Raw genomic sequence first — 11,986 nt, 5'->3', positions numbered from 1 at the left:
CGTTAATTCACCAGATCCTGATAAAGAGAAAGCAGCTGGGTTGAGAGTCGCTCGCTGGTGCAGGCCATAATGCGCTCGCGGGCGTGACCGCCTTCCGCGGAGCTCAGCGCGCGCGCGGGCAGGGCCATTACCGCCTGCTGTAGCGCCGGGATATCCAGAGCGTCGCAGACGTAACCATTGTGGCCGTCAACGATAAACTCCGCCCCGCCGCAGCCGGTGGTGGTGATCACCGGCAGACCGCAGGCCATCGCTTCGAGAATGACGTTGGGGAACGGATCGTAGAGGGTGGGCAGCAGCAGACCATCGGCCATCTGATAGAAGGGCAGCGTCTCCGACTGCATGCCGAAGAAGCGCACCCGCGCTTCGCAGCCGAGACTCTTCGCCAGCGCCTGATAGCGCGGCTGATCCTTATCTTTGCCAACCACCAGCAGATAGCGATCGGTGGGGGCGATGGCGCGGATTGCCGCCGCCAGTCCCTTGCGCTCAAAGCCGGAGCCGACGTAGATCAGGCAGGTCGCCTGCAGCGGTAGCTGCCATTTGGCGCGTAAGGCGGCAAAGGTGTCTTCGTCCGGCGGCAGGAAGCGCTGGTTGTCAATGGCGTTGTAAATAACGTGGATCTTCTCCGCCGGCAGGCCAAAGTCTTCGATAATCTCGCGCTTGATCATCTCGGCGTTGCAGATCACCCCGCGCAGGAGTGAGTCTTCATACATCTCGCGTTCCGCCTGCATGACGTAGCGGTGGTAACGGTCGGCGAACAGCAGGCGGCTTTTCCAGGCCGGTAAAATGCGCGAGCGCTGCTGCAGCCAGCGGCGATGAACGCCATCGCCAGCGCGGTAGAGATCGCAGCCGGGAATACGTTCATGGCTCTGCACCAGGTCGAAGGACTCGCGCTGCCAGAGCGCGCGCGCGGCGTTGGCAAAGCCGCGCTCGCGGCTGATGCGCCCCCATTTACGTGGGTTACAGATATGGATCTGCCAGTCCGGTTTCACCGGCCCCTGCCATTCGCGGGTGATGACGTTCAGTTGCAGATGACTGCTGTCGAGGGCTTCCAGCGCGCGGGAGACAAACCGTTCTGCGCCGCCGTCCGGGCGGTACTTCTGCCGCACCAGAGCCAGCCTGAATTTACTCATGCCAGTACCTTTTTCGCCGCCGCGATCACGGCGTCGGTAGGAATTAAATCAAGATAACGTTCGTCGGTGTTGGTGTTGATAGCGTCCGGATCGGGCAGCGGACCGAAGTCGCCGGCCCAGATCACCTCGCCTTTCGCCTGCCACGGACGCCAGAAGGTCAGCTTCGAGGGACCGAACAGGGCGACCAGCGGAGTGCCAAGGGCTGCAGCCATATGCATCGGCACCGAGTCGACGCCGATAAACAACCGGGCATGATCGATCACCGCCGCCAGCTGGCGCAGCGTTAACTGGCCGGCTAAAGAGTGTAGTCGCGCCTGCGGGCAGCCGGCGATGATGGTATCCACCATCTTCTTCTCTCTTGCATCGGGGCCGGAGGTGAGCACCACCGCGTATCCTTCGGCGGACAGCGCGTTGATCAGGGCGCTCATCCGATCTTCGCGCCAGCATTTAAAGAACCAGCGCGACGTCGGCTGGATGACGATGTAGTGTTCCCGGAAGTCCTCCGGCAGCAGGGCGCGGCTGGCGGCCCAGTCTGCTTCGCTGTAGCCCATCCGCGTCGGCGCATCGTTCAACTGGAGACCGAGCGGAGCGAGAATAGAGAGATTCTGCTGTACCGTATGCAGCTGGTTGTGCTGTTGGGTGGAGGCCAGCGCGGTGTGGCAATAGCGCCAGACCGGGTGGCGGCGCTTCGGAAAATCAAAACCAATCCGCGTCGCGGCGCCGGTCAGTTTGCTGATAACCGCGCTCGGCCACTGGTCGGCCAGGTTAAGCACCATATCGTACCGCTGCTGGCGCAGCGTCTGAATGAGCTGCCATTGCATCTTCAGCTGATACCTTTTTCCCTGCTTTTTCCAGCGGCGATCGAGACCATAAATATGGTGGATATCGGGGTTGGCTGCGAGCATATCCCGGGTCTCTTCATACAACAGGACATCCACGCTGGCGGCGGGGTACTGCTGTTTCAGCGCGTGAATAAGCGGCGTGATCAGCAGCATGTCGCCATGATGGCGCAGCTTAATGACCAGGATCCGCGCCGGGTTCAACGGGCCGCGGGAGAGGGTTTCAGGCGTCATACTCTGTTCTTCATCCAGGATAAGGGTTCCGATTCTAGGGGATCAGACAGATTGAGAGAAGCGTTGTATTGCTCTACCATGACCCGATACGTATGGCCTGAGGACGTTTTCGTGCACAATCCCGCATTTCTCATCACGATTGATACAGAGGGCGATAACCTCTGGCAAAAACATGACAGCATCACCACCGAGAATGCGCGTTATCTTCCGCGTTTTCAGCAGCTTTGCGAAAAGTATGGCTTTAAACCGGTCTATTTGACCAACTATGAAATGGCCATCGACCCCTTTTATATCGAATTCGCCAGAGACGTGATTGCCCGCGGCACCGCGGAAGTCGGCATGCATCTGCATGCGTGGAACAGCCCGCCGACCGAGCCGCTGACCGCAGATGACTGGCGCCATAAGCCTTATCTTATTGAATACAGCGACGCTATGATGCGTGAGAAGGTCGACTATATGACGCGTCTGCTGGAGGATACCTTCCAGACCAAAATGGTTAGCCATCGCGCCGGGCGCTGGGCCTTTGACGAGCGCTATGCGCGTCTGCTGGTGGAGTACGGGTATCAGGTGGATTGCTCGGTGACCCCGCGGGTGAACTGGAAGACCGCCAAGGGGGCGCCGCAGGGCGATGGCGGGACCGATTATCGCCGCTTTCCGCAGCATGCCTATTTCCTCGATGAAAATGACATCAGCCGCGAGGGTCACTCGCCGCTGCTGGAAGTGCCGATGAGCATCCAGTACAAGCACTCAGCGTGGATGAACAGCGTGAAGCAGGGCTACGACCGCCTGCGCGGCAAAGTGCGATCCCCCTCCGTACACTGGCTGCGACCGATGGGCGGCAATGTGGAGACGATGAAAAAAGTCGTCGAACAAACGTTGACGCAGGGCAATGACTACGTGGAATATATGCTCCACTCTTCAGAGTATATGCCCGGCGGCAGCCCCACGTTCAAGAATGAACGGGATATTGAGCGTTTATACGCTGACCTCGAAGCCTTTTTTAGCTGGCTGGCGCCGCAGGTGAAGGGCATGACGTTGGCAGAATATTACCAGCGGAAAATTACACAGCGCTAACACAGCTCAAGGTACCGTATGCGTATCCTTAAACAATTAACGCGGAAAAAGAATGCCTTTTTCCGCGGCATTAAATTTAATTTAATTAACTATCGATACAGAAATAAGCCGGCGCGTAAAGCGTTCGACCCAGCGGCTGTGCGCCGCGTACTGCTATTGCGTCTGGATGATAAAGTCGGTGATATGGTGGTCACGACAGGTTGCGCCAGAATACTGGCCGAACGGGGATATCAGGTTTCGGTGTTAACCGGACCAATATGCAGCGAAATATTAGCAGGCTCAGAATTCATTCAGCAAGTATATTTATATCGGCCCCGCATGTCCTTAAATACGTTGCGGGCGGCGGGTTTTGATGCGGTTATCGATTTTGATGACGTGACCAGCTATGAACGCTTTAAATTACTCGCCGATTTACGGGCGACCAGCGTGATTGGTTTTAATAAAGAGCCCTATAAACTTTACGATCACTCAATCGCTTTTTTTGACGGCAACAGCCATATTTCCCTGCGCTATAAGCAGGTGGTGAAGCTGTTTGGCATCGTTGACGACCGCCCGTATCACTATCATCTCCCCGGCTGCCGCCATGAGCGGGAGAAAGTGGCCCGCTTGCTTTCTCAGGCCGGAGAGGTCGAACTGCGTATCGCCATTAACCCTTTTACCGCCTCCGAGGATAAAGACTTCTGTCGTCACCAGGTGGCGACCCTGGTCGAGCGGCTACATGCTCTGCCTTACCGGGTCTGTATCGTGATGGTGGGGCGCAGTGAAAAAATCCGCCAGCTGGGGCTGGATATGGCGCTGTACATCGCCGACAGCACCATCAACTCCGCCGTAGAAGTGATCCGCAGCTGTGATTTAGTCATTACGCCGGACACCTCTATCGTGCATATTGCCCGGGCTTTCGATAAGCCGATGGTGGCGGTCTATAACAAACGCAAACTCAAGAATACCGGGCTGCCCGGCTATCACATCTGGGCGCCGGGCTATGACAAGGCGAAGCAGATAGTCTGTGAAGAAGCGAATGTCGCCGATGTGGCGATTGAGTCGGTGTGGCCCGTGATTAAAGAGCAGGCCGACCGGCTGGTCGCCGCCCGCAGTTAATTTAAAAAGTTAATATAAAAAGGGCCGCTGACGGCCCTTTTTGTTAGCGTTTTTCCGCCAACCCTTTGCTGAGCGCAATGCCCAGCGGCAGCCAGAACAGCACCCAGGTTTCCCGGGGATTGCTGATGATAAACATCCCCTGCGAGGCCATAAACACCAGCGCGTAAAACAGGATCGCCAGACTGTAGCGGCTGTCGGTATGGCGCTTGCGCCACGCCTGCCATAGCCCGCAGGCAATGATCGCCAACAGCAGCAGTAACCCCACGATGCCGCCTTTCAGCAGGGCGCCCATATACACACTGTGGGTGGTGGTGATGTGCTCGCCGCTGTAGTTGATGAAATCCAGTTCATAGCTGAAACCGCGCCCCAGCCACGGCTGGCTGGCCATCTCCGACAGCGTATGGTGCCAGATGCTCAGGCGCAGCCCGCTTTGGGTGCCCAGCTCCTCGAAACGGGCGAGCAGCATGTCGCCCACCGGCGTCATGACCAAAAGCAGCGCTACCAGCACGGCCAGCGCCGCGGCGATCAGCAGGTTGCGGCGGGTGAAGACGTGCAGGTGCAGCGTACAGCCGACCGCCAGCACCAGGGCGATGATCGGCCCGCGGCTTTGGGTGAGCAGCAGCATCACCAGCATGATGACCACCGGCAGATAGAGCCAGTGGCTGGCTTTTTCTTTCAGTAGCATGCCGCAAATTAAAATGCCGATGCCGCAGTAACCGGCAAGGTCGATAACGTTCGTTGGTCCGGGGTTCTCGGGGGAGACCGCTCGTTCGGTGAGAACCAGCGTATGGTCGATAATCAGCGTCCACAGGGAGAGCACGGTGATCCCGCCGACCACCGCCAGCATCGCCAGTCGGCGGGTTCGTCCGTCCCTGAGCAGCATCGTCATCAGCAACAGATACCCGGTCAGATACACGCCGTGGGTGATCGGCGAGTCAATATGCTGCGGCGTATGGCCCCACACATTACTGAGGGCGTAATAGATAAAGAAAGCCGCCAGCAGCGTCCAGGTCTGCCACTGCTCGCGTAACACCCCGGCCAGCGCCTGGCGGTTTTCCTGGCGTACCAGCGACAGCAATAGCAGCAGGATCGATAAATGCAGCAGATTATTGGTCCGGGTGGACATGCAAAAAATCGCGCTGAAAAATAAAAACAAAGGAAAGACAATCGAGTAACCCTGTCTGGCGAAGTTACTCACTTTTAAAGTACTCATTAAACGCAACCTTTTCGAAGATAGTATCCGGCACAGCGCTTTCTGGGGAAAAATTAATCACCCGAATCTGGCGTTGCTGCAGTACCTGCGCGGCATGCGCAAAGGAGGGCATGACGAGGGTATCCACTTTTGTTGCCAGGTAAGAAGGCAATTTTTCTTGTTGTGTTTCGTAGAATCGCGGCTGGTTAAAGTTGGTCATATCCAGGCCGCTCACCAGGATAGTATTGAAGCCCAGCCAGGCGAGAATTTGCAGCGCCCAGTAGACCACCGTGCCGGCATCAAAGATGCCCTGGCGAATATCGGTGCTAAAACAGATATCCGGGCGCTGAGGATGAAAGCACATCGCCGCATTCTGCTGGTAAGTGCGCTTTATCGCTTCGCTGGCGACTTTCGGCTGGTAAATCTTATAGCAACCGTCCTCAATCAACGCCAAACGGCAGCGCAGCGCGTCCCCATAGCGATCGACGATTTTGGCGATCCCGTGCATGGTGGTGAACAGCAAAATATCCGGCTGGCTGACAATGGCGCGGATAATGTCCGGCTTCTTATCGAAAAATTCCATGTCGACGATGGTATAGAGCGAAAAGTGCAGCCGGTCGGCAAGATGCCAGGCGCCATTGACGCCCATCACCGGGATCGTTTTCGACAACAGGGAAAAATCGATATTGCGGGTTGAGGGGCCGGTGGCGGTCAGCAGGACTTCGCCCTGCATACTGTTTTTCAGCGCGCTCAGGCTGACCAGCGGCACCGTTTTCCCTTTATAGCGTAACGCGCTGATTTCGCCGCTTGGCGCACGCGCAATACGGGTAAAAGGCCACAGATTTTCATTGTGGCGATACGCGCGAGGGCGCGTATAGCGGTAGATCTGCTTAAACAGGGATCCCATCAGAGCAGCCCCTGATTTTGCAGGAGAAGATGAATCCGGCTGGCCGCAATATCGCCGGTGCTGGCGCTGTTTTCCGGCCGCACGATATGCTGGTTTTTACCGTATCCGCCAATCAGCCCCGGGTCGGTCGGGCCGTAGAGCGTAAAGTTCGGTTTATCCAGCGCGGCGGTCAGATGGCTCAGCCCGGTATCGACCGAGACGACGGCCCGGGCGCCGGCCAGAACCTGCGCCACCTGCTCAAGGCTCATGCGCGGCAGCACTTCAACATACTCCCGGCCTTCCGCCAGCCGCTTCGCCCGCGCCTCTTCGTGCGGGGCCCCCCACGGCAGCTTAATGTGGACGCCGCTGTCGGCCAGCAGATCGAGAAGCTCCTGCCAGCGGGTTTCCGGCCAGTGCTTATCGTCGCGGGTGGTAGCGTGCAGAAACACCAGATAGGGCGCGGCAGCGCTAGCCTCGTGCTGCAGGAAATGGCGCGCAATGGCGTAATCCCCCTGGGCCTGGGGTTTCGCGTAGCCAAGGCTTTTGGCGAACAGCTCACGGGTACGCTCCACCGCGTGCTGCTGTTTCGCGATATGGTGGCGGCGGTTGTAAAACAGGCTCGCCAGCGGCTCGCGGGCCGTTTGCCAGTCCATACCGTGCTTGACGCCGTGCGCCAGGCGAGTAACCAGCGCGGCGCTTTTCACCAGCCCCTGGGCGTCGATGATGGCGTCATACTTTACCGCCTGAACGGCCTCGCGAAAGGCTTGACGCTCGGCTTTGATCGGCGCGGAGAACCAGGCTTTGCGCCAGCGGCGGATCGCCACCGGGATCACCCGTTCGACGCTTTTATGCCAGGAGGGGATCTGCGCGAAACCCTCTTCAACCACCCAGTCGAAGCGGATGCCGGGGATAGCCTGCGCGGCGTCGGTTAGCGCGGGCAGCGTGTGCAGCACGTCGCCCATGGAGGAGGTTTTAACGATCAATACCCGCATCCGTTACGCTTCCTCGTGCTCGGTTTTTTCCGCTAACAGTTCGTTCAGCTCTTGCAGGACGCGTTCTGGGGTGATGTCGATCAGGCTCTGATGATAGCCTTCGGCGGCATCGCCTTTGCGCACCTTGTGGTAGCCGGTAATCAGACGGATAACCCGCGCTTTATGCGACAGCGGCGGGGTAAAGTCCGGACTGCTCGGGCCATACAGCGCCACCAGCGGGCGGTCCAGCGCTGCGGCGACGTGCATCAGCCCCGAATCGTTAGTCACTACAGCTTTACAGGCGGCGATCAGAATGACCGCCTGCTCCAGCTGGGTTTCACCCGCCAGATTACGGCACCAGGCCTGCTGCTCGCTGCTGAGGGCGGCGATGATCTCTTTGCCGGCCTCGTTATCTTTCGCCGAGCCGAATAACGCAATCTGATAGCCATCGTCGATAAGCTTTTTCGCCAGCGCAGCATAATGATAGTGCGGCCAGCGTTTGGCCGGGCCGAACTCCGCGCCGGGGCAGAAGCCGACGATCGGCCGATCGTTGGACAGGTTAAAGGCGCTGCAGGCCTGCGACTTTTCCCCTTCGTTGACCTGCAGCTGCGGCCACAGCAGCGGCTGCGGCAGATCTTTGGCGCAGCGCATCACGCCGTTGTCGTAGGCCAGCGCCACGTAGCGTTCCACCATCAGCGGCCAGGCGTCTTTGTCCAGCACCCGGGCGTCGTTGAGCAGTCCGTAGCGCATCTCGCCGCGCCAGCCGGTGCGCAGCGGGATATTGGCAAAGAAAGGGACTAATGCCGATTTAAACGAGTTCGGCAGCACGTAAGCGCGATCGTAGCGACGCTCGCGCAGGCTGTGGCCGAGCTTACGGCGTTCGCCGATAGCCAGCGCGCCGTGACCCAGCGGCATCGGGATCGCTTCGTTCACTTCCGGCATGCGCGAAAGCAACGGACGGCACCAGGCTGGCGCCATCACGTCGATAATCGCCTGGGGATAGCGCGCCCTGAGCGTACGATAAAGACTTTGCGACATCATCATGTCGCCCACCCAAGACGGGCCTACCACCAATATTTTCATGCTTGTTTCTTACGCGTCGCGGTTTAGCCAGGCCATATATTCCGTTACGCCTTCGGCAACGGTTTTGAACGGTTTGTCATAGCCCGCTTTGCGCAGGTTAGTCAGATCCGCCTGAGTGAACGCCTGGTAGCGGCCTTTCAGTTTGTCCGGGAACGGGATGTACTCGATGCTGCCTTTTTTGTGGTACGCCAGGGTCGCATCGGCGACGGCCTGGAAGGATTCCGCACGGCCGGTGCCGAGGTTAAAGATGCCGGAAACGCCGTTTTCCCAGAACCACAGGTTGACGTCAGCCACGTCGCCCACGTAGACGAAGTCGCGCTTGAAGCCGTCGCTGCCTTCAAACAGTTTCGGGCTTTCGCCATTATTCAGCTGGGTATTGAGGTGGAAAGCGACGCTCGCCATGCTGCCTTTGTGGCCTTCGCGCGGCCCGTAGACGTTAAAGTAGCGGAAGCCGACGATCTGCGAATTGGCTTCCGGCAGGATCTGGCGGACGTATTCGTCGAACAGGAATTTGGAGTAGCCGTAAACGTTCAGCGGCTGTTCGTACTCGCGGGACTCGATGAAGTCGCTGGTGCGTCCGCCATAGGTGGCCGCGGAGGAGGCGTACAGGAACGGGATTTCGCGCTCCAGGCAGTAGTGCAGCAGCTCTTTGGAGTACTGATAGTTGTTGTCCATCATGTACTTACCATCCCACTCGGTAGTGGAAGAGCACGCGCCTTCGTGGAAGATTGCTTCGATTTCACCGAACTCTTCACCCGCCATAATCTGGATCAGAAAGTCTTCTTTATCCATGTAGTCAGCGATGTTCAGGTCAACCAGGTTTACAAACTTGGTGCCGTCTTTCAGATTGTCGACAACCAGAATGTCGGTGATGCCTTTGTCATTCAGCGCTTTAACGATGTTGCTGCCGATAAAGCCTGCGCCGCCGGTAACGATGATCATAACTGTACCTTTGAAGTTGAGAGCCCGGAGACAATCCGGACATGAATGCTCTTATCATATCACCACATGAGCAAGCCTACAGCCATTCGCAGAATAAGGTGCTGGGCTGACGTGATTTATGCTGCAAATAATTCATTCAGGCCTGCATCATCTCGTATCAGCGTATAGCTTTGGGTAATATGTGCCAAATTTTGCCGAATCTGGAGAGTTGCAATGCGTGGTGATTTCTACAAACAGTTAACTAGCAATCTGGAGACCGCTCGGGCCGAAGGGTTGTTCAAAGAAGAGCGCATCATCACCTCGGCGCAGCAGGCGGACATTACCGTCGGCGACAGCCACGTGATTAACTTCTGCGCCAATAACTATCTGGGTCTGGCGAACCACCCGGAACTGATTGCCGCGGCGAAATCCGGCATGGACAGCCACGGTTTCGGGATGGCCTCGGTACGCTTCATCTGCGGCACCCAGGATACGCATAAGCAGCTGGAGAAGAAGCTGGCCGATTTCCTCGGTATGGAAGACGCGATCCTCTACTCCTCCTGCTTCGACGCCAACGGCGGCCTGTTTGAAACGCTGCTCGGCCCGGAAGACGCCATTATCTCCGACGCCCTGAACCATGCCTCGATCATCGACGGCGTGCGTCTGTGTAAAGCGAAGCGCTTCCGCTATGCCAACAACGATATGCAAGAGCTGGAGGCGCGTCTGAAAGAAGCTCGCGAGGCCGGCGCGCGTCACGTGCTGATCGCCACCGACGGCGTGTTCTCGATGGATGGCGTGATCGCCAACCTGCAAGGCGTTTGCGACCTGGCGGATAAATACGATGCGCTGGTGATGGTCGATGACTCCCACGCCGTCGGCTTCGTCGGCGAAAACGGCCGCGGCTCCCACGAATACTGCGATGTGATGGGGCGCGTCGATATCATCACCGGCACGCTGGGTAAAGCGCTGGGCGGCGCCTCCGGCGGCTACACCGCCGCGCGCAAAGAGGTGGTTGAGTGGCTGCGCCAGCGCTCCCGTCCGTATCTGTTCTCCAACTCTCTGGCGCCGGCCATCGTGGCCGCCTCCATCAAAGTGCTGGAGATGGTTGAAGAGGGGGCAGACCTGCGCGATCGCCTGTGGGCTAACGCGCGTCTGTTCCGCGAAAAAATGACCGCGGCAGGCTTCACGCTGGCCGGCGCCGACCACGCCATCATTCCGGTGATGCTGGGCGAGGCGGTGGTGGCGCAGAACTTTGCCCGCGAGCTGCAGAAAGAAGGGATCTATGTCACCGGCTTCTTCTATCCGGTGGTACCGAAAGGCCAGGCGCGTATTCGCACCCAGATGTCGGCGGCGCATACCCCTGAACAAATTGAGCGTGCGGTGGAAGCCTTTACCCGCATCGGCAAACAACTGGGCGTCATCGCCTAATAAGGGTATGAGATGAAAGCGTTATCCAAACTGAAAGCGGAAGAAGGCATCTGGATGACCGACGTACCGGAACCGGAAGTCGGCCATAACGATCTGCTGATTAAAATCCGCAAGACCGCCATTTGCGGGACCGACGTGCACATCTACAACTGGGATGAGTGGTCGCAGAAGACCATTCCGGTGCCGATGGTGGTCGGTCACGAATATGTCGGCGAAGTGGTGGGGATTGGTCAGGAAGTGCGCGGCTTTAAGATTGGCGACCGCGTCTCCGGCGAAGGGCATATCACCTGCGGCCACTGCCGTAACTGCCGCGCGGGCCGCACCCATCTGTGCCGCAACACCATCGGCGTGGGCGTCAACCGCCCGGGCTGCTTTGCTGAGTATCTGGTGATCCCGGCCTTTAACGCCTTTAAAATCCCCGACAATATCTCTGATGACCTGGCGTCTATCTTCGACCCGTTCGGCAACGCGGTGCACACCGCGCTCTCCTTCGATCTGGTCGGGGAAGACGTGCTGGTTTCCGGCGCCGGTCCGATCGGCGTGATGGCGGCGGCGGTAGCGAAACACGTCGGCGCGCGTAACGTGGTGATCACCGACGTCAACGAGTACCGTCTTGAGCTGGCGCGCAAAATGGGCGTTACCCGCGCGGTGAACGTGGCCAAAGAGAACCTTAATGACGTGATGGCCGAGCTGGGGATGACCGAAGGTTTCGATGTGGGTCTGGAGATGTCCGGCGCGCCGCCGGCGTTTCGCAGCATGCTGGATACCATGAACCACGGCGGCCGTATCGCGATGCTGGGTATCCCGCCGTCGGATATGTCCATCGACTGGACCAAGGTCATCTTCAAAGGGCTGTTTATCAAAGGTATCTATGGTCGCGAAATGTTCGAAACCTGGTACAAGATGGCGGCGCTGATCCAGTCTGGTCTGGATCTCTCACCGATCATCACCCACCGCTTCGGCATTGATGACTTCCAGAAAGGTTTTGACGCGATGCGCTCCGGCCAGTCCGGTAAAGTGGTTTTGAGCTGGGACTAACCCCCCATGCTGGCGTAAAAATCAGCAAAAAAGGCGCCTGCGGGCGCCTTAATTTAGATTTGGATAACATTTTTAGCCTGCTTAATATTAAG

The 11,986-nt window shown here is 58.1% G+C and carries 11 protein-coding genes; 4 read left to right on the top strand and 7 right to left on the bottom strand.

All coding sequences use genetic code 11. The features are described 5' to 3' along the window. Positions 1 to 2 precede the first annotated feature (2 nt). Both RRF55_RS05475 and rfaQ read right to left on the bottom strand, forming a co-directional pair. Positions 3 to 1,130: a glycosyltransferase family 4 protein gene (locus RRF55_RS05475; protein ID WP_032415809.1), complete on the bottom strand. Its 1,128-nt coding sequence runs from the start codon at positions 1,128 to 1,130 to the stop codon at positions 3 to 5. Then, the gene (gene rfaQ / locus RRF55_RS05470; RefSeq protein WP_032415808.1) at positions 1,127 to 2,203 is read right to left on the bottom strand and encodes a putative lipopolysaccharide heptosyltransferase III; all 1,077 of its coding nucleotides are present in this window, start codon (positions 2,201 to 2,203) and stop codon (positions 1,127 to 1,129) included. The genes RRF55_RS05475 and rfaQ overlap by 4 nt, the downstream gene beginning before the upstream one ends. Positions 2,204 to 2,314: 111 nt before the next feature. Between rfaQ and RRF55_RS05465 the strand changes: the two genes are divergently transcribed. Beyond that, entirely contained in the window at positions 2,315 to 3,277 is a 963-nt protein-coding gene (locus RRF55_RS05465; RefSeq protein ID WP_004186133.1) for a polysaccharide deacetylase family protein, read from the top strand. 18 nt (positions 3,278 to 3,295) lie between these two features. After that, on the top strand, positions 3,296 to 4,375 hold the full coding sequence (locus RRF55_RS05460; RefSeq protein ID WP_002922472.1) for a glycosyltransferase family 9 protein: 1,080 nt from the start codon (positions 3,296 to 3,298) through the stop codon (positions 4,373 to 4,375). A 43-nt stretch (positions 4,376 to 4,418) separates the two neighbouring features. On the opposite strand, the gene RRF55_RS05455 is transcribed toward RRF55_RS05460, so the two are convergent. Genes RRF55_RS05455 through rfaD form a run of 5 tightly spaced genes read right to left on the bottom strand, consistent with a single transcriptional unit; the run spans position 4,419 to position 9,449 of the window. Next, positions 4,419 to 5,588 (bottom strand): O-antigen ligase family protein, encoded by a 1,170-nt coding sequence (locus RRF55_RS05455; RefSeq protein ID WP_004164973.1) that lies wholly within the window; start codon positions 5,586 to 5,588, stop codon positions 4,419 to 4,421. Next, complete coding sequence (locus RRF55_RS05450; RefSeq protein ID WP_004181525.1) at positions 5,566 to 6,474, bottom strand: sugar glycosyltransferase; 909 nt, start codon at positions 6,472 to 6,474, stop codon at positions 5,566 to 5,568. Before RRF55_RS05450 ends, RRF55_RS05455 begins: the two co-directional genes overlap by 23 nt. Next, positions 6,474 to 7,445, bottom strand: coding sequence for a lipopolysaccharide heptosyltransferase RfaC (rfaC, locus tag RRF55_RS05445; RefSeq protein ID WP_004181524.1), 972 nt, complete (start codon positions 7,443 to 7,445; stop codon positions 6,474 to 6,476). Before rfaC ends, RRF55_RS05450 begins: the two co-directional genes overlap by 1 nt. A gap of 3 nt (positions 7,446 to 7,448) precedes the next feature. Then, positions 7,449 to 8,507, bottom strand: coding sequence for an ADP-heptose--LPS heptosyltransferase RfaF (gene rfaF / locus RRF55_RS05440; protein ID WP_002922465.1), 1,059 nt, complete (start codon positions 8,505 to 8,507; stop codon positions 7,449 to 7,451). Positions 8,508 to 8,516: 9 nt separating this feature from the next. Then, a complete protein-coding gene (gene rfaD / locus RRF55_RS05435; RefSeq protein WP_002922463.1) occupies positions 8,517 to 9,449 on the bottom strand; it encodes an ADP-glyceromanno-heptose 6-epimerase in 933 nt (310 codons plus the stop codon). Between the two features lie 213 nt (positions 9,450 to 9,662). Between rfaD and kbl the strand changes: the two genes are divergently transcribed. Both kbl and tdh read left to right on the top strand, forming a co-directional pair. Then, positions 9,663 to 10,856, top strand: a complete 1,194-nt coding sequence (kbl, locus tag RRF55_RS05430; RefSeq protein WP_002922462.1) for a glycine C-acetyltransferase — start codon at positions 9,663 to 9,665, stop codon at positions 10,854 to 10,856. A gap of 12 nt (positions 10,857 to 10,868) precedes the next feature. Then, positions 10,869 to 11,894: an L-threonine 3-dehydrogenase gene (gene tdh / locus RRF55_RS05425; RefSeq protein ID WP_002922461.1), complete on the top strand. Its 1,026-nt coding sequence runs from the start codon at positions 10,869 to 10,871 to the stop codon at positions 11,892 to 11,894. Positions 11,895 to 11,986 lie beyond the last annotated feature (92 nt).

It is taken from the genome of Klebsiella sp. K47, assembly GCF_051858335.1.
In the GTDB taxonomy this organism is placed as follows: domain Bacteria; phylum Pseudomonadota; class Gammaproteobacteria; order Enterobacterales; family Enterobacteriaceae; genus Klebsiella; species Klebsiella pneumoniae.
This window is presented reverse-complemented; position numbering and strand designations above follow the sequence as displayed.

Excerpts from the sequence above, each read along its gene's own strand:
- RRF55_RS05475 (WP_032415809.1), bottom strand. The coding sequence starts at position 1,130 with ATGAGTAAATTCAGGCTGGCTCTGGTGCGGCAGAAGTACCGCCCGGAC.
- rfaQ (WP_032415808.1), bottom strand. The coding sequence starts at position 2,203 with ATGACGCCTGAAACCCTCTCCCGCGGCCCGTTGAACCCGGCGCGGATC.
- RRF55_RS05460 (WP_002922472.1), top strand. The coding sequence starts at position 3,296 with ATGCGTATCCTTAAACAATTAACGCGGAAAAAGAATGCCTTTTTCCGC.
- RRF55_RS05455 (WP_004164973.1), bottom strand. The coding sequence starts at position 5,588 with ATGAGTACTTTAAAAGTGAGTAACTTCGCCAGACAGGGTTACTCGATT.
- RRF55_RS05450 (WP_004181525.1), bottom strand. The coding sequence starts at position 6,474 with ATGGGATCCCTGTTTAAGCAGATCTACCGCTATACGCGCCCTCGCGCG.
- rfaC (WP_004181524.1), bottom strand. The coding sequence starts at position 7,445 with ATGCGGGTATTGATCGTTAAAACCTCCTCCATGGGCGACGTGCTGCAC.
- rfaF (WP_002922465.1), bottom strand. The coding sequence starts at position 8,507 with ATGAAAATATTGGTGGTAGGCCCGTCTTGGGTGGGCGACATGATGATG.
- rfaD (WP_002922463.1), bottom strand. The coding sequence starts at position 9,449 with ATGATCATCGTTACCGGCGGCGCAGGCTTTATCGGCAGCAACATCGTT.
- kbl (WP_002922462.1), top strand. The coding sequence starts at position 9,663 with ATGCGTGGTGATTTCTACAAACAGTTAACTAGCAATCTGGAGACCGCT.
- tdh (WP_002922461.1), top strand. The coding sequence starts at position 10,869 with ATGAAAGCGTTATCCAAACTGAAAGCGGAAGAAGGCATCTGGATGACC.